This is a genomic window from Clostridium sp. MCC328 (genome assembly GCF_018785465.1).
Lineage (GTDB): Bacteria > Bacillota > Clostridia > Lachnospirales > Lachnospiraceae > Pilosibacter > Pilosibacter fragilis.
In genome coordinates this window covers 1-17278 of record NZ_WQPW01000111.1, presented here as the reverse complement: position 1 = coordinate 17278, position 17278 = coordinate 1, and the positions used below count along the sequence as shown (strand labels likewise).

General features: G+C 46.7%; 20 protein-coding genes. 16 read left to right on the top strand and 4 right to left on the bottom strand.

Features of this window, described 5'->3' with window-relative positions; translation table 11 throughout:
• Nucleotides 1–931 (top strand): hypothetical protein (locus GPK83_RS14610; protein ID WP_215705122.1); only part of this gene is annotated, 931 nt, incomplete at its 5' end.
• A gap of 144 nt (nucleotides 932–1075) precedes the next feature.
• Here GPK83_RS14610 and GPK83_RS14605 read toward each other — a convergent pair.
• The 4 genes from GPK83_RS14605 to GPK83_RS14585 form a co-directional block, all read right to left on the bottom strand.
• On the bottom strand, nucleotides 1076–1609 hold the full coding sequence (locus GPK83_RS14605) for a DUF3841 domain-containing protein (protein WP_215705121.1): 534 nt from the start codon (nucleotides 1607–1609) through the stop codon (nucleotides 1076–1078).
• 92 nt (nucleotides 1610–1701) lie between these two features.
• A complete protein-coding gene (locus tag GPK83_RS14600) occupies nucleotides 1702–2142 on the bottom strand; it encodes a hypothetical protein (RefSeq protein WP_215705120.1) in 441 nt (146 codons plus the stop codon).
• 134 nt (nucleotides 2143–2276) lie between these two features.
• Nucleotides 2277–2591 (bottom strand): helix-turn-helix domain-containing protein, encoded by a 315-nt coding sequence (locus tag GPK83_RS14595; protein WP_118534182.1) that lies wholly within the window; start codon nucleotides 2589–2591, stop codon nucleotides 2277–2279.
• A gap of 401 nt (nucleotides 2592–2992) precedes the next feature.
• Complete coding sequence (locus GPK83_RS14585; RefSeq protein ID WP_118534184.1) at nucleotides 2993–3265, bottom strand: HU family DNA-binding protein; 273 nt, start codon at nucleotides 3263–3265, stop codon at nucleotides 2993–2995.
• A gap of 248 nt (nucleotides 3266–3513) precedes the next feature.
• On the opposite strand from GPK83_RS14585, the gene GPK83_RS14580 reads away from it, so the two are divergent.
• The 15 genes from GPK83_RS14580 to GPK83_RS14510 all read left to right on the top strand — a co-directional run.
• Nucleotides 3514–3759 carry a helix-turn-helix domain-containing protein gene (locus tag GPK83_RS14580; protein WP_215630770.1) on the top strand — a complete coding sequence of 82 codons (246 nt, stop codon included), beginning with the start codon at nucleotides 3514–3516 and terminating at the stop codon, nucleotides 3757–3759.
• 81 nt (nucleotides 3760–3840) lie between these two features.
• Complete coding sequence (locus GPK83_RS14575) at nucleotides 3841–5124, top strand: site-specific integrase (RefSeq protein WP_118534186.1); 1284 nt, start codon at nucleotides 3841–3843, stop codon at nucleotides 5122–5124.
• A 1-nt stretch (nucleotide 5125) separates the two neighbouring features.
• Nucleotides 5126–6544 carry a site-specific integrase gene (locus GPK83_RS14570; RefSeq protein ID WP_215705119.1) on the top strand — a complete coding sequence of 473 codons (1419 nt, stop codon included), beginning with the start codon at nucleotides 5126–5128 and terminating at the stop codon, nucleotides 6542–6544.
• Between the two features lie 201 nt (nucleotides 6545–6745).
• A complete protein-coding gene (locus GPK83_RS14565) occupies nucleotides 6746–8611 on the top strand; it encodes a TIGR03960 family B12-binding radical SAM protein (RefSeq protein WP_215705118.1) in 1866 nt (621 codons plus the stop codon).
• Nucleotides 8595–9323 carry a TIGR03936 family radical SAM-associated protein gene (locus GPK83_RS14560; protein ID WP_117552292.1) on the top strand — a complete coding sequence of 243 codons (729 nt, stop codon included), beginning with the start codon at nucleotides 8595–8597 and terminating at the stop codon, nucleotides 9321–9323. Before GPK83_RS14565 ends, GPK83_RS14560 begins: the two co-directional genes overlap by 17 nt.
• On the top strand, nucleotides 9316–10605 hold the full coding sequence (locus tag GPK83_RS14555; protein WP_215705117.1) for a ribonuclease E/G: 1290 nt from the start codon (nucleotides 9316–9318) through the stop codon (nucleotides 10603–10605). Before GPK83_RS14560 ends, GPK83_RS14555 begins: the two co-directional genes overlap by 8 nt.
• A 395-nt stretch (nucleotides 10606–11000) precedes the next feature.
• On the top strand, nucleotides 11001–11309 hold the full coding sequence (gene rplU / locus GPK83_RS14550; protein ID WP_021905027.1) for a 50S ribosomal protein L21: 309 nt from the start codon (nucleotides 11001–11003) through the stop codon (nucleotides 11307–11309).
• Between the two features lie 8 nt (nucleotides 11310–11317).
• Nucleotides 11318–11647 (top strand): ribosomal-processing cysteine protease Prp, encoded by a 330-nt coding sequence (locus tag GPK83_RS14545; protein ID WP_215705116.1) that lies wholly within the window; start codon nucleotides 11318–11320, stop codon nucleotides 11645–11647.
• A 4-nt stretch (nucleotides 11648–11651) separates the two neighbouring features.
• Nucleotides 11652–11942 (top strand): 50S ribosomal protein L27, encoded by a 291-nt coding sequence (gene rpmA, locus GPK83_RS14540; RefSeq protein WP_015554473.1) that lies wholly within the window; start codon nucleotides 11652–11654, stop codon nucleotides 11940–11942.
• A 133-nt stretch (nucleotides 11943–12075) separates the two neighbouring features.
• Nucleotides 12076–13359: a GTPase ObgE gene (gene obgE, locus GPK83_RS14535; protein WP_015554474.1), complete on the top strand. Its 1284-nt coding sequence runs from the start codon at nucleotides 12076–12078 to the stop codon at nucleotides 13357–13359.
• A gap of 74 nt (nucleotides 13360–13433) precedes the next feature.
• Nucleotides 13434–13727: a ribosome assembly RNA-binding protein YhbY gene (gene yhbY / locus GPK83_RS14530; protein ID WP_021905028.1), complete on the top strand. Its 294-nt coding sequence runs from the start codon at nucleotides 13434–13436 to the stop codon at nucleotides 13725–13727.
• Nucleotides 13728–13797: 70 nt separating this feature from the next.
• Entirely contained in the window at nucleotides 13798–14409 is a 612-nt protein-coding gene (gene nadD / locus GPK83_RS14525) for a nicotinate-nucleotide adenylyltransferase (RefSeq protein ID WP_117553024.1), read from the top strand.
• Between the two features lie 124 nt (nucleotides 14410–14533).
• Complete coding sequence (gene yqeK, locus GPK83_RS14520; RefSeq protein WP_215705115.1) at nucleotides 14534–15262, top strand: bis(5'-nucleosyl)-tetraphosphatase (symmetrical) YqeK; 729 nt, start codon at nucleotides 14534–14536, stop codon at nucleotides 15260–15262.
• Complete coding sequence (gene rsfS / locus GPK83_RS14515; protein WP_117484561.1) at nucleotides 15183–15536, top strand: ribosome silencing factor; 354 nt, start codon at nucleotides 15183–15185, stop codon at nucleotides 15534–15536. The genes yqeK and rsfS overlap by 80 nt, the downstream gene beginning before the upstream one ends.
• A 1059-nt stretch (nucleotides 15537–16595) precedes the next feature.
• Nucleotides 16596–17278: PD-(D/E)XK nuclease family transposase (locus tag GPK83_RS14510; RefSeq protein ID WP_215705114.1), on the top strand; the 683-nt coding region annotated here is incomplete at its 3' end.

The window sequence follows — 17278 nt, the reverse complement described above, 5'->3', positions numbered from 1 at the left end:
AATGCGGCACTTGCGGCATAGTGCCGGAAGACAGCTGAGTTCAGCCTGTATGGAGGAAGGGCAGCCCGGGAGTCCTAAAGACTTCAACCGGACGGGAAATCCGGCTATCGGGACACTTTCATGGCAGAGCTTTCAGGAACGGGATCCAACTGGATACCGGAAGCTCGTGACTTCAGTCATGAGAGACGACTTCACTCAAGAGCGTGTGGATTATTACACGCAGCGCTTTGACACAACAGACACATTCCCCAGGGCGATTGCATTTTACTGTGCTGAAGGCATTTCTGTTTTGTTGGACGGCCACCACAAGGCTTGTGCCGCCGCGCGACTTGGGCGGCAACTTCCCTGTATCACGATTTTTCCGTTTGGCGGCTACTTCTATGCACAGGCAAGGTCCAGCTCTACGCCTGTCCCGGACCGCGCGTATTTTGGTCCCTTTACCGTTTCCATATCTCAGTTACCCGCCAAGATACTCCCTGCAAAGCCTTGGCAGCAAACTATCGACACGCGCCCAGCCCCTTACTCGGGAAACCTAATCCGCGACTCAAAACTCCCCCAGGAATTCATTGACGCAGGGCGCAATTATCCAACATGGTATGAGTTTGGCATTACGACCGTAGCGGACATTGGCAAGGTTACCGATGACGATTTATCTTTGTGGTTGGAAAACCCACTCAAGTACAGTCCTCAGCTTCGGGCCGCACTGATCTATCTTAGATGCCACTGTGATCCTCAATTGAAAGAGGTGGCTATGAAGTGTGCTGACTCGTCCGACCGCTGGAGCAAACTGCGTGAAGCGGCTTTTAACCATTTAGCTGCGCTCAAAGGCGATTCAGAGGTGGAGCAATACTTTATCGGGTATTTTGTTGATGTTGAAACCGGTTATGAATCGGATGTGTTGACCGACATAGCAAATAGTTTTTGGTCTTGATATATGGGCTTGGGAAAGAAAACTGGCTTTAGATGGAGAAGTTTTAGAAAGTCCAATCTGGGAAGAAGGAATTCCAACTGCTCTTTCTGAAATTATGGACAAGCTTTGTGACGCTTTGGACGAATAAAAAAGAAAAATTCCAATTTATCGTGCTACAAAATATTCAGCTTTTTTCACCCATTCTCTTTTTATTTCCCACATGGTTGCCTGGGTGCTAAGATGTGGATGTACTTCACCTTCAAAAGAACAGCTGATATCAAAAATATTTTCCCAGCTTTTCCGTTTTTCTTCTTCAGAATATACCGCTGAATCGTCAATAGGAAAAATAATTTCGCCATCGTTTAGGACACAGTGCCAGTAATCAAAATCAGAAAGTAAAACTAGGTTGTCCGGGACCTCAATCGTCAGTAAGACAACAGGTGTACCTTTTTCTCCCCAATTACGTCCATGCACACGCATATCCGGTCGTTTCCGCATGCCTTCCCATTGGTACCAGGCCCACACGGGGAATATAACGCTTTCTGGTGGTTCACCTATACGCTTTTCCATTTGCTCTGCCATCCACAGATAAGAATTTTCAAACCAATCCGTCGCAATGAAATTTTTGTCTGCCCTGAGCACTCCGGTTTGTTCCATTTTTTCATATGCACGTTTATGCTGTATTGACCACAAAAGCATGATACACCTCACTGAAATCTTCCGAATTATCTATTATTCTACCATAAAAAATAGAGCCGGTGTAAAAAATCACACCAACTCTATCCAGACATTCATTCTTCATTTTCCGGGAATCCAAAGAGCAGAGAAAATTCCACTTCATCGCTGCCGGGCCACCTGTTAACGCTGATATGATCCGCCACAGCCATGACCATCCGCATCCGTTTCTGGGTGGCCGTGATATCAAACCCGCACCGACCGGTAAAGACCGCGGTAATATCGTGAAAGTGATCCTGACGGATAGTTAATTTGGCACCGGTCAGTTCTGCAAATCCCTTCAGGATCGGCAGAAGAGCAGTGTCAAACCATGCCCGGAAATCCCGTACCGCATCGTCAGCGTGTTTACGTCTAACGCTTTCGATCGCCTCCATGGCTGCCGCAGCTTCGTCCTGTGAAAGCGTTTCTGCCATGGTCGCTAAATTACCGGCCTGATCCGTACCGGTATAATCAAATTCCAACACATCATCATTTTCCAAAGTTTCATTCTGTTCCATAAAGTATCATCTCCAAAGATTTATATATTGTTCTTTAGAACAAATATAGCATATAAAGGATTGGAAAGAAACGCTTTTCGTTCGACTGGATTCGACAAAAAACGACAAAAAAATAGAGGATCATAGGGATCCTCCTATTCGAGATAAGCCTTGAGGGCTTTCATCAATCTTTTCTGTTCATCCGGTGGAAGAGTACGGATTGCTTCCGGCAGACCATTCGCCAGTCCATTCACGGAATGTGTTACAACATCAACTAGAAGAGTATCTGCAGAAACATCCAAAGCATTTGCGATGGCAACAAACGTATCTAATCTTACAGTTTTCATACCGCGTTCAATGACGCTGATGTGCGTTGAGCTGAGATCGACAAGAGCAGCCAGATTTTCCTGTGTCAAACCCTTTGCTTCCCTTGCGGTCTTAATGCGCAATCCCACTGCTTTTAAATCCATTGAATATCTCCTTTAGCACAAAAATTTGGTCTAAAGGTATTATATCTGTTGGGCAAAATGCAATACAGAATCTACAAATCTATATATTGTTCTTTAGAACTATATTGCATATTTATTTTCTTTCCCAGGCGGCATAAATGTTCCGAAAAATATAACTCCTGTGAAAAAGGATGGGAGAACAGATAGAAGGAAAGCGCAGGCACGAAGTCTGCGCTTTGGATTAAGGTAAAGATAAAATTAGATTGTTGGTTTAAATGTACCGCTATACCAGGTACCAGACCGTTTGGTAAACTCCGGGTGGGAAGGACAGTCGCTGAACATGCTTGTAAATCTAGTTACTTTTGAGATATCCCAACTGTTAATTCCAACAGTATTGGTCAGTTTTACGCAGTTCGCGAACATCAGTTCAGTTTCTGTTTGAACGGAGCTGCCGGTTTGAATTTCGGGCTTCTGGATGCAGCAATGGTCATTGTCTCATTGGTTCTCGGATTCCGTCCCTCGCGAGCTGCTCTTTCCACGGACTCAAATGTTCCAAAACCGATCAGCTGAACTTTATTTCCTGCTGCCACGTCGTCCATCACAATTTCCGTAAATGCTTTTACAACTGCATCTGTATCTTTTTTGGTCACTCCTGTTTTTTCTGCAATTGCTGCAATTAAATCCTGTCTGTTCATATCTTTTTTTATTCTCCTTCTTATCGTGTGCTCTTTCAGGTAAAGTAACATGCCTTAGCACGTTAATCTACAAGGTACTGCCCATATCATAGCACATTTGTTCGGTTCTGTATATTGTTTTTGGAGAAAGAACACCGTTTTTTTGTTTCCAGATGCATACATTACGTGATTTTTTTCTTTCAACCATTAATATGGATTTTTAGACCATAATTTCTTCGCAATCAAAAAAATAAACGAAAGGAGAAATTATGGTAAAAACGACATCGGCAAATGGTGGACCGGATCAGACATATCCGTCAGACACCGAACGCATTGCCTACACACCGGAAGATATCCAGACGATGCTTGGCGTCAAGCGTTCCGCAGTCTACAATTTCCTGGCTCAGGTATATCGCGACCACGGCCCGTTCTTAGTCCATAAAATCGGCACCATGTACCGCATTCCGAAAGAAAGTTTCGATAACTGGTTTTATGGAAAAAAGACGGAAAAATAACCAAAATGGGGATTTCACAAACGGTCAGTTCGTGTTATCCTTGAAGTGGCTGATTGTGGAATCTTACAAAAAGGAGACCACATGACAAAACAAAAAGAACATACACAGCCTGCTGCCACGCAGGCACCTATTTTTATGAATGAGACAGACGGTAAATGGTATTTTCGTGAGAAATATTTAAACGACAACCATGAAATTGCATACCGGGTACATCCGGAGGGGTATGATCAGATGGAAGACGCCTTGCGAAACAGCGTTAATGCCCTGAATGAGTTCGCCGCCGAAATGAAGGAACTGCGAAAACAGGTAAAAAGAACTCTTTCATTCGCAGAGGAATTACAAAATTGGTATCATGATACTTTTCCATCTGATTCAGCAGACGCTTATGCGGTTCTGATGGCCTACACACTGTTTCATTATTTGCTTCCAAATCTTGGACAGACGGGCGAAAAAACACTGGAGCAGATCACCTGGAAAGACATTGAAGAAATCATTGCTCGCGCAAACGGTATCTGCGTTTCCTCGCAGCCATTGGTTTACAAGCTTCTGAAAAACTTTTTCTCCCATGTCATGGTACTAGACCGAATCCGTATTAATCCCATGCAGCATGTCCAGCCGTACCTGTTCAAAAGACCGGTCAAGGAATTCCCGTCTTATACGATGGAAGATGTGAGAAAACTATTGGAAGAAGCCCGGTATACCGTACATTTTCTGGAAGTCTGCCTGTTGCTTTTGGGATTGAGAGGCGGAGAAGTGCGCGGACTCCGGTTTGCGGACTTTGATGAAAATAATGGGACTTTACATATCCGCAGACAGGCAGCCAGACAATGCACGCTCAGCATGAAGCCGGATGGTTCGTTTTCCGTCCGGAATACGGATCCAAAGATCAAAACCACCAAAAACGAGACCAGCGACCGTATCCTGAAAATCCCCGGATATATTTTTACGCTTGTGAAGGAACGCAAGGATTATCTGGATGATTTAAAGGCTAAAAGGTTGTCACAGGGCAAGCCCTGGGAAATGCAGTACGACGGATATGTTTCCATCGCGGATTTCGGAAGACTTAAGGATGAAAATACAGTCGGATTCGCTTTAAAACGCATCTGTGCATCTGCCGGCATTCCGAACGTCAGTCCGCATGATCTGCGTCACATTACCGCAACCCTGATGTATGAATATGGGGCGGAGGGAAATCCAGATAAAGAAGCTGTGTTAAAGGCAGTTTCCCGATATCTCGGACATTCCAGTACCAATACCACAATCGACGTGTACATGACACACGTGGAGTCCCTGTCAAAAATCCGTCATGTTTCGGAAGCGCACCAAGACCCTTTCCTGTTTACATCCAAGGCGGGAGGTATGTGACATGGCAAAACGTACTGAAACCATTGCGGAAATGTTGGCACATGGATCGGTGGTCGGTTGGAACATGCGTAATACGCCCACGCGAGCGCATGGAAAATATACCATAAGGCTGGAACTGACTTTTTTGGACGGTACCACGCAGAGACGGGAATATGGAGGATATTCAGACCTCAAAAGTGCAGTTAAAAAACGATCGGAGCTTCTGACTGAATTAACGGAGCATACATATCTGCCATTCCGCGTCAAAACCGGACTGTTTCTGGACTACTGGTTAAAGGAACATATGGCAAAGCGTAAAGTAAGGCCGATTTCTTATCAGACATTCAGCTCCTACCAGAGTGCTATTCGGTGTCACATTATTCCGAAGATTGGGAACCTATATCTGGATGCGGTTACAACCGAAACCATCGTGACCTTGATTAACCCAAAATCGCCTTCCATTGCCAAAATTGTACAGAGCATTCTGGAGACGTCCTTCCGGTTTGCCGTGAAAATGCATCTGTTAAACAGAAATGTGGCGAAACTGGCAACGGATTGTATCCGCAAACAGGAGAAACACAGAAAGAAACAGGAAGCGGACAAGCGCGCAAGGGAAGAACCTGATACAGATCGTATTGACTGGACAAAACGCCATTACGCCCTGACGGCCGAGCAGACAGGACAGATGCTGGCGGTTGCCAAGGCAAAGTATCCGTCCTTATTTATCGCCTTACTGCTTGCATGTGTGACGGGATGCCGGATCAGCGAGTTACTTGCCATCCGTTACCGTGACGTGGATTATCAAAAGAAAGTAATCTATCTGAAAGCGCAGCTTGGACGCCCCGTTGACGCATCCGCTTTAAAGAAAGGGGAAATCGCATCGTGCCGGATTCCGACAAAATCCATAAACGGAGTGCGTACCATCCCGGTACCGGACTTTGTCCTGGACGAAATCCTGGCAAGCAGAATACGTTGGGAACAAACCGAAACATCCATGCACCTCAATACGGATGATGTTGCGGTATGGCATCAGGAAAACGGACGCCCTTACACCCGATACGGTTACGCAAAGCCGTTCAAAAAACTGAAACAGGAGCTTGACATGCCGGAAGATTTTCACTGGCACGATCTGAGACATACCTATGCAACCCTCATGGCTAAACACGATGTCAACATCAGAGAACTGGCAACCGTGCTTGGGCACGCAAAGGCAGAATTTACCATGCAGATGTACGTTGTCTCGGAGCAACCGGTATATGAACTGTTGTCGCCATACGAACAGATGTTGGAATCGGTTTTTCCCTATACGGTACAATGCCCGATGCCGGGAAAACAGAGGGAGATTCTAGATCCTGGGGCATATATAAACGTGTTGGACCGGTGCATACGCGAGTGTCACAGCCAAAGAGTCCCTTGCACAAAACGGGGAAATACCGTATAATGATGCAGTCCAGGATGTGTGAAAAATAAACATTTCATCCAAATACGGCAAAATCGTGCGGAAAACAGGCACAATTTCAATTTTGTTGTAACATGTCAGAGAGCATAAAAAATCGAACATCAACGTGTCCTCGTATGACGGACTTTGCCACATAAAAAGGACAAAAAAGAATAGAAAAGTCAGGTGAAAAATAAGAACGATATGAAGAAATTAGCGTTAGATGACGAAACTCTTTTGAGTATTCAGCAGCCCGCCCGCTATATCGGAGGCGAAGTAAACTCCGTCACAAAAGTCCTCACCCCGGAGACAATCAGATTCTGTATGTGTTTCCCGGACGTGTATGACATCGGTATGTCCCATCTGGGAATCCAGATCCTTTATGATATGTTTAACAAGTACGAGGACGTATACTGTGAGCGTGTATACTCCCCGTGGACGGATCTTGATAAGATCATGAGGGAGAAACATATCCCATTATTTGCCCTTGAGTCCCAGGACCCGGTGAAGGAATTTGATTTCCTTGGAATCACGCTTCAGTACGAGATGTGCTACACGAATATTTTACAGGTGCTGGAGCTTTCCGGCATTCCGCTTCACGCAGAGGACAGAACTTGGGATGATCCGGTCGTTATCGGTGGCGGTCCGTGTTCCTACAACCCGGAGCCGATTGCGGTGTTCTTTGATATGTTCTATATCGGAGAGGGAGAAGTCTCCTACCGGAAGCTTCTTGATATCTACAAAGAGTCCAGAAAGAACGGGGATTCCAGACAGGAGTTCTTGAGAAAGGCAGCGGGAATTCCGGGAATCTATGTTCCGTCCTTATATGAAGTGACATATGAGGAAGACGGCACGATCAGGAGCTTTCTGCCGACAGCGCCGGGGGTGCCGGAGAAGGTGGAAAAGCAGCTTGTTATGGAAATGACAGAGTCTGTCTACCCGGAGAAACCGTTGGTTCCGTTTATCAAGGCGACCCAGGACCGCGTGGTTCTCGAGATCATGCGCGGCTGCATCCGCGGCTGTCGTTTCTGTCAGGCGGGAATGATCTACCGTCCGGTCCGCGAGAAGAATGTAGAGCATTTAAAAGAGCTGGCTTATAAGATGTTAAAGAGCACGGGACACGAGGAGATCTCCTTGAGTTCCTTAAGTTCCAGTGACTACAGAAGTCTGGAAGAACTTGTAACATTCCTGATCGATACCTTCCACGGCAAAGGCGTGAACGTGTCCCTGCCGTCCCTGCGTATCGACGCCTTCTCCCTTGACGTTATGAGCAAGGTTCAGGATGTCAAGAAGAGCAGCCTGACCTTCGCGCCGGAGGCGGGTTCCCAGCGTCTGAGAAACGTGATCAATAAGGGACTGACAGAGGAAGATATCTTAAACGGCTCCGCACTGGCATTCCAGGGCGGCTGGAACCGTGTAAAGCTGTATTTCATGCTGGGACTTCCGACAGAGACCGTGGAAGATATGGAAGGAATTGCCCTGCTTTCCGAGAAGATCGCGGAGAAGTACTACGAGATTCCGAAGGACAAGCGAAATGGAAAGGTACAGGTCGTTGCGAGTACGTCATTCTTCGTTCCGAAGCCATTTACCCCGTTCCAGTGGGCGCAGATGAGTACAAAAGAGGAGTTTCTCGGAAAAGCCCGTATTGTAAACCACAAGATGCACGAGATGCTGAACCACAAGAGCTTAAAATACAACTGGCATGAGGCGGACGTGACGGTCCTCGAGGGCGTTCTTGCCCGTGGAGACCGGAAGGTCGCTGCTGTCATTGAGGAGGCCTACAGACAGGGCGCGCTCTATGACGCATGGTCTGAGAGCTTTAACAATGAGATCTGGATGAATGCCTTTGAGACATGCGGCGTGGACATCGATTTCTATACGACGAGAGCACGCTCCCTCGATGAGATATTCCCGTGGGATTTCATCGACACAGGTGTGACGAAGGAATTCTTAAAGAGAGAGTGGATCAACGCGACAAAAGAGACTGTCACCCCGAACTGCAGAATGCGCTGTTCCGGCTGTGGTGTGAGAAGATTTGGAGGAGGTGTCTGTTATGAAGATCAGAATTAAGTTTTCCAAGCAGGGAGCCATGAAGTTCATCGGACATCTCGACACGATGCGCTATTTCCAGAAGGCCATGCGCCGCGCGGATGTGGATATCCGCTATTCTGAAGGTTTCTCCCCACACCAGATCATGTCCTTTGCGGCACCGCTCGGTGTGGGACTTACCGGATGCGGCGAGTATCTGGATATCGAGGTGTTATCCACGGACTCTTCCGCGGAGATGGTGAAGCGGCTGAACGACACGATGGTGGAAGGCGTTGAGGTATTGAGCTACCGGAAACTGCCGGATGACGCGGAAAACGCCATGTCCATCGTTGCGGCATGTGATTATACCATCGTCCTGAGAGACGATTACGAGAACGGACTTTCCATGACACCGGAAGAATTCTACAACGGAATTCTTGATTTCATCGAAAACGGAAACCTGAATATCGTGAAAAAGACGAAAAAGGGCGAGAAGGAGATGGATTTAAAGCCTCTGATCTACGAGGCACACCGCGGGGCGGACGGAAACGGACTCTTCCTGCAGCTTTCTTCTGGAAGTGCTGCGAACGTAAAGCCGGAGCTGGTCCTCGAGGCATACTGTAAGTCTCTGGGAAAAGAATATCCGCAGTTCGCGTTCCGCATCAATCGTGAGGAAGTTTACGCGGACGCGGGAGAACATGACTTTGTGACTCTGGAATCCTTCGGAGAAGAAATTGGAGAACACGTTGGATAAACTGATCATTACGGCACTGCGCGGGAAGACCGCCGCAGTGCTTTTTAAAGATGGACATGCTGCCCAGATCGACTTTGAGCCGGAGGCGGCGGAGGAAGAGACCGGCGTGATCTTTGTCGGAAAAGTGAAGAATATTTCAAAGAACATCAATGCGGCTTTTGTGGAGTACCGGCCGGGTGTCAACGGGTTTTACAGCCTGAAGGAAAATGCGCGTCCGATCTACGCGGATGGGAAGACGGAACATGGACCTTTAAAAGCAGGGGATGAGATCCTGGTGCAGGTGGAACGGTCCGCGGTGAAGACGAAGGACGCGGTGCTGACCTCAAATCTTACGCTGACAGGTCAGACGGCGGTTCTGAGTGCCGGAAAAAGTTCCCTTGGAATTTCCGCGAAGATCCGGGATAAGGAATGGCGGGATGCAGTGAAACAGCGCTGGGAGGCGACAGAACACGGAGACTGCGGTCTTGTTGTCAGGACGAACGGAGAGGCGGCTGGGATCGATAAGGTGTTTGAGGAGTTTGCAGCGCTTTATGAACGGTATCTGGTGATCTGCAAAGCAGCGGCAAGCCGGACCTGTTACAGTGTGCTGTATCGGCCGGAGAGTTTTGCGGTTCGTGCGGTCCGGGATCTGAAGATCTGTGATGGACTGGAAGTTGTCACGGATCTGCCGGAAGTTTATAAAGAACTGCAGGATGCATTAGGGATTACAGACAGCAGGGCGGCGGAGAATTTTGGGACAGCAGCGGATTCTGAGGCAGCAGAAAGCTCTGCAGCAACAGCGGATTCCACAGCGGTTGATTCTGCAAAGATGGTATGTTCCATGGCAGCAGGAATGCCATCACTCAGACTTTATACCGATGATTTCCCACTTACAGCCCTCTACCATCTGGAGACGATCCTGTCCCAGGCGCTCTCAAAGACGGTCTGGTTAAAATCTGGCGGAAATCTTGTGATCGAGCCTACAGAGGCGCTCACGGTCATTGATGTAAATACGGCTAAGAGTATTTCAAAGAAGACGTCCGAAGAGACATACCTAAAGACAAATCTGGAAGCGGCGGGGGAGATCGCTGTCCAGCTCCGTCTCAGGAATCTCTCCGGGATCATTATTGTGGACTTTATTGATATGAAGGAAGAGGAGAGCCGGAAGACACTTCTCGCAGCACTGCGGCGCGCTGTAACAGCAGACCCGGTGAAGACCGTACTTGTTGATATGACACCTCTTGGTCTTGTGGAACTCACGAGAAAGAAGATCCGCAGACCGCTGCATGAACAGGTACGGTGAGTCCAGGAAAAGGACTGCCGGGTACGGAAGAGCCGGATAAACAGGTCCAGAGAATGGACGCAGGAAACGTTACCGTTCGGCCATAACGAAAAATGTTACAGTTCAGCCATTACATCTTCTTGTTTTCATATTCATGAAAACAAGAAGCTTGGTGGTTCCACCATATGCTGATTTGGATGAAAAAGTGCTTATGCAAGCAAGCTTGCAACACACTTTCTCATTCAAACCAGCGCATGGCTGAACTGTAACCGAAAAATATCGAAATTGCGAAAAAAATGCTTGACAATGCAAGCACAGTTTGTTATAGTTTTATAGTGTGCCGCACAGTGAGGTTTTCAAGGATTCCATAATGGAAGACACCATAACTGGCGAGTAATGATAATAGGAGGTGCAATATGTACGCGATTATTGCAACTGGCGGTAAGCAGTATAGAGTAGCCGAGGGCGACAGCATCAAGATCGAGAGAATTGACGCAGAGGTTGGTTCTGCAGTAACTTTTGATCAGGTTCTTGCTGTTAACAACGGAGAGCTTACAATCGGATGCCCGACCGTTGAGGGTGCAACAGTATCTGCAACAGTAGAGAAAGTTGGCAAGGGCAAAAAAGTTATCGTTTACAAGTATAAGCGTAAATCTGGCTACCATAAGAAAAATGGCCACAGACAGCTTTATACTCAGGTTAAGATTGAAAAGATCAATGCTTAATTAAGATTATGATTCAGGTAAATATCCTGCGTGACAGGAACGAAGTAGTAAAGGGAATCGATATCAATGGTCATGCTGGCTATGCAGAATACGGACAGGACGTGATTTGTGCTGCTGTTTCTGCACTGGCTCTCAACATGGCAAACTCCGTTGAAACATTTACGGACGATCACTTCGAAGGAAGTGTGGGGGAAGATGGTGGAAGCTTTTCTTTTTCCTTCCCGGACAAAATAAGTTCTGAGTCGCAGCTCCTCATGAAATCCCTGATTCTCGGACTCGAAAATATCCGGGATGAATATGGAGCAGAATATATCAAATTTCGATTCAGGGAGGTGTAACGATATGTTTAAGATGAACCTTCAGTTATTTGCTCATAAGAAAGGTGTTGGTTCCACAAAGAACGGACGTGATTCTGAGTCCAAACGCCTTGGAGCTAAGAGAGCAGACGGACAGTTCGTATTAGCTGGCAACATCCTTTACAGACAGCGCGGAACAAAGATTCACCCGGGTCTCAACGTAGGCATCGGCGGTGATGATACTTTATTCGCTAAAGTTGACGGTGTTGTTAAGTTTGAGAGAAAGGGCAGAGACAAAAAGCAGGTTTCTGTATATCCTCAGGCAATCAACGAATAATAACGATGAGCTCCATACTGGATGGTATGGAGCTTTTTTAAGATTTATGTGTAACAGTGAGACTTTGGATTCATGAAAAGAATAAGAAGCGGCACTGTTATATTTTTTAATTTTATTGAGAGGACGGTTTTCCATGTTTACAGACAGTGCAAAAGTATATATCAGATCAGGAAACGGCGGAAACGGGCATGTGAGCTTCCGGCGTGAACTGTATGTTCCGAATGGAGGACCTGACGGCGGTGACGGCGGAAGAGGCGGAGACATCATCTTTGAAGTGGATGATGGACTGAACACGCTTGTGGATTTCCGTCATGTAAGGAAGTATGCGGCCGAAAATGGCGAAGAGGGCGGAAAACGCCGCTGCCATGGCGCTGACGGAAAGGACCTGATCGTCAGGGTCCCGGAAGGTACTGTCGTTAAGGACCTGGAAACCGGAAAAGTGATTACAGATATGTCCGGCGAAAACCGCCGGGAAGTGATCTTAAAGGGCGGTAAAGGTGGTCTTGGAAATATGCATTTTGCGACAGCAACCATGCAGGTTCCGAAATATGCCCAGCCGGGACAGCCGGGACAGGAGCTCTGGGTACAGTTAGAGCTGAAGGTGATCGCAGATGTAGGACTCGTAGGATTCCCGAACGTCGGAAAATCCACCCTGTTATCCCGTGTTTCCAACGCAAGACCGAAGATCGCGAATTATCATTTCACGACTTTGAACCCGCATCTCGGCGTAGTTAATTTAGGTGACGGCAATAGCTTTGTAATGGCGGATATCCCTGGCCTTATTGAGGGTGCGTCTGAGGGAGCCGGCCTTGGACATGAGTTTCTTCGCCATATCGAGCGCACGAAAGTCCTGCTTCATGTGGTAGACGCAGCTTCCGTTGAGGGACGTGACCCGATCGAGGATGTCCATGCGATCATGGACGAGCTTTCCGCTTATAATCCAGAACTCTTAAAGCTGCCGCAGGCTATCGCAGCCAATAAGCTGGATGCAGTTTATGATGAGGGGGCGGATCCGCTCGCAGACTTAAAGAAAGAGTTCGAGCCGATGGGAATCCCGGTATTTGGAATTTCTGCTGTCAGCGGCGAAGGTGTAAATGATCTTCTCTACTATCTCTATGATGTGATCAGGAAGACAGATCGTACGCCGAAGATCTTTGAGAAAGAATTTGAGATCGAGTATGTGGGTGACCGTTCGCTTCCTTATACTGTTGAGAAGGATGAAGAGGGCATCTATGTGGTTGAGGGGCCGAGAATCGAGAAGATGCTTGGTTACACGAACCTTGATTCTGAGAAGGGCTTTGATTTCTTCCAGAAATTCTTAAAGCAGTCCGGAATCCTTGCCGATCTTGAAAAGGCGGGAATTCAGGAAGGCGATACGGTCCGCATGTACGGACTCGTATTTGACTACTATAAATAATGCATCGGAGCTTCTCTGGGTGTCCGTATAAATGCCCGGAGACCATGCTTTTCCATATATGAAAAGGAGTTACTATGACCAGCAAACAGCGTTCCTATTTAAAGGGACTTGCAATGACCATGGATGCCGTTTTACAGATCGGCAAGTCCAGCCTCACACCGGAGATCACCAAATCCGTCGAGGAAGCGTTAAACGCAAGAGAATTGATTAAGATCCATGTACTGAAGAACTGTGCGGATGACGGAAAAGACCTTGCGCAGATCCTTGCAGAGCGCACTCATTCCGAGGTTGTACAGGTCATCGGAAAGATGATCGTTCTGTATAAGCCGGCGAAGGAAGAGAAGGACAGAAAGATCATTCTTCCGTAAACAGTGTGACGATCGCGGCAATCCGGGACTGTTTGACGTCCGGATTGTGCGCGGACAAAGGGGGGATACGATGAGACGCATCGGTATTCTTGGGGGAACATTTGACCCGGTCCACAACGGTCACCTGCTTCTTGGGGAACAGGCGTATCGGGAGTATGGACTGGATGAGATCTGGTTTATGCCGTCCCATGTTCCGCCGCACAAAAAAGATCATTTTATCACGGATGGGGCGGCGCGCATCAGGATGCTGGAGCTTGCCACGGAATCAATCCCGTATTTTACTGTCTCTGATTTTGAGATGGGACGGGAAGGGAACACCTACACGGCGCAGACTCTGGCGCTCTTAAAAGAGGCATATCCGGATATAGAGGTCTATTTTATCATAGGGGCAGATTCCCTGTACCAGCTGGAATCCTGGTATCATCCGGAACAGGTGATGGCGCAGGCTGTGCTTCTGGTATCTGGAAGAACCTACGAGGACGGTGGTGTGCCGCTTGAGGATAAGGTTGCTTACTTCAATGAGAAGTACAACGCGGATATCCGGATCCTTCATAATCCAAAGATCGACGTGGCGTCCGCGGATATCCGGAAAAAGGCGGCAGAAGGCAGGGATCTTTCAAAAGACATGCCGGCGGCTGTGGCGGAGTATATCAGAGAGACAGGCCTGTATCTGACAAAATAGTCTGCCGGATATTCCGGTATCAGGACGGTGCATCAGACGCGGGAAAAGAACATGCGGAGACAGATGACCCGCATCTCACAGCAAAAATGCCGGGGCATTCTTGAATTCAGAAAGAAGATTCATTATGGATAGTCGTGTACCTGAAATCAGAAAACATTTAAAGAAAAAACTTGATGCGTACCGCTATGAGCATACGCTTGGCGTGGAATTTACCTGTCAGGCACTTGCGATGCGATATGGGTACGATCTTGATAAAGCCGATCTTGCGGGACTCCTGCATGATTCGGCAAAGCGTTTTGAGGACCCGGTCATGCTTCAAAAATGTCTGGACCGCAATATTCCGGTGACTGCCGAGGAAGAGAGGGATCCGTCCCTGCTTCACGCAAAACTCGGGGCATGGATGGCGGAACATAAATACGAGGTGGATGATCCGGAGATCTTAAGCGCGATCACCTGCCATACGACGGGAAAGCCGGGCATGAGCCTGCTCGACAAGATCCTCTATGTGGCAGATTACATTGAACCGAGACGATCCAAGGCGGCCAATCTTACGGCTATGCGGAAGCTTGCGTTCATCAATCTTGACGAGGCGTGCCTCGAGATTATGGAGAGCATTCTTGTATATTTAAAAAGTACGGGCTGCCAGATCAATCCGATGACAGAGGCGGCGTGTGAGGATATGCGCCGTGTCGTTTCGGAAAGGAAGAAAGAGACAGCCGGAGAGGCATCAGCCGTGACCGGAATAACCCATGAGGACAAGGAGGAACAATCAGTTGAATCAGTCAAAAGAAATGGTAAAACTTGCAGTCGAGGCTTTGGAAGAGAAAAAAGGCGAAGACGTAAAAATTATTGACATTGAGGGCGTTTCCGTGATCGCGGATTACTTCGTTCTCGCAAGCGCTTCCAATGCAAACCAGACACAGGCTTTAGTTGACAATGTAGAAGAAAAGCTTTTCAAAGCCGGTTATGAGTGTCATCAGAAAGAGGGAAGCATGAGCTCCACATGGGTCCTTATGGATTACGGCGATGTGATCGTACACGTATTCTCCAAGGAAGACCGCCTGTTTTATGATCTGGAGAGGATCTGGAGAGACGGAAAGATCGTGGAGTCTGTGGACGAGCTGTAGGAAAAATTGTTTAATTCCTTTTATTTCGCGAACATTCCCTCTAATCACGAACAAGGGATAAAATAAGCGTGAAAAATTCCTTTTATATCACGAACAGAAAGGGAAAAACCTGCAAATGGTTTTTCCCTTTTATCGCGAATAAGAGAGAAAAACTTGAAATCTGTGTTTTCCCATCTATCGCGAACAAGGCTGGTAAAGTGTTTTCCTTTTATTTCTCAAACATCTGATTATCTAAAAATACCCTCTTGCAATTTAAAAAACTTGATGATATAGTGGCGGCAACGGTTTGGCGAATGCTGAAATGAACGGAATACCGGTACCGGAATTATGATAAAGCGCTTTATGATTTCAGGCAGGAACGTCTGAGCGAAAATTTCACTGAAAACGTTACATATTAAAACTTACTTTTTAAAATCGCTCCATTTTGGATATTTCAAAATTTGTGAACCAAAGTGGGTTACAAAAATGGAATGGATTGGGTTACAAGAATTCCAAAAACCGTTATCCGCAAAATAGGTTAACATCAGTAGAATGCATTTTGGATATGTCCCCCAAAAATATCCAAAATGGAAAATGTATATCTTTATACAATCACAGAATTTACTCACTTGTTTGTAGATATAAAACACATGAGGCCAGTCACGGAAGTTCCCGTGGCTGACCTCACATTTTGGTTCAATGAGGGTTCCATCTACCTGTAGCTGTCAGGATTTTGATGTCTTTTGACACAGTACAAAAGACATACTGATAATGTTACATATAAATGAGGAATTGAGGGGATAAAAAGAAGCTTAAAATTCCTCTACACCGAAAAATCGCAGTTGGGAACCATGATCCATATCCATACTTATAATAGGTTGATGCAAGGCATAGAGTAATGGTGAAATATCGAAGGAAATCTTGCGACGCTGTTTCAAGTGTGGTAAGATAATACTATACATTATTAATTCCAAAAAGTTGATAAGTGGGCATTGCCCCGAGATCAATATGATCAGGGGATGCCTACAGAAGGGCTTTCCCTGTTTATATAAAATATCACAGAGAAAGTGAGGAAGATGAATGGATTTTGAAAAGAAACATCAGGAAGATCTGCAAAGACTCAGAGGTTTCCGCTTATTGGATGATGACTTCATGACGAAAGTATTTGAAGATATCCAGTGTGCGGAACTGTTGCTTCGGATCATCCTGAACGATGAAGGCATCCACGTTCTGGAAGTACACAGTCAGCGTGGCATCAAGAATTTACAGGGCCGGTCCGTAAGACTGGACATTCTTGCTATCGATAGTCATGGCCGTGTATTTAATGTAGAGGTTCAGCGGAGTGACAAAGGTGCTGGCGCGAAGAGGGCCCGATACAACAGCGCATTGATTGATGCGAATGTCACCGAACCAGGTGATTTGTATGAGGCTCTGAATGAGACTTTCGTAATCTTCATTACAGAAAATGATGTTATGAAAGCAGATCTCCCAATCTATCATATTGATAGGGTTGTAAAGGAAACTGGGAAATTGTTTAAGGATGAGGCGCATATCATATATGTGAATTCCCAGATTAAGAATGAAACGAAACTTGGGCGATTAATGCATGATTTCAGCTGCACAAACGCAAAGGATATGCATAACAAGGTCCTTGCAGACCGCGTCCGGTATTTTAAGGAAGATGAGAGAGGAGTGGCGATTATGTGTCGTGAAATGGAAATTATGAGAAATCAGGCACATGAGGAAGGTGTTGAAATAGGCAT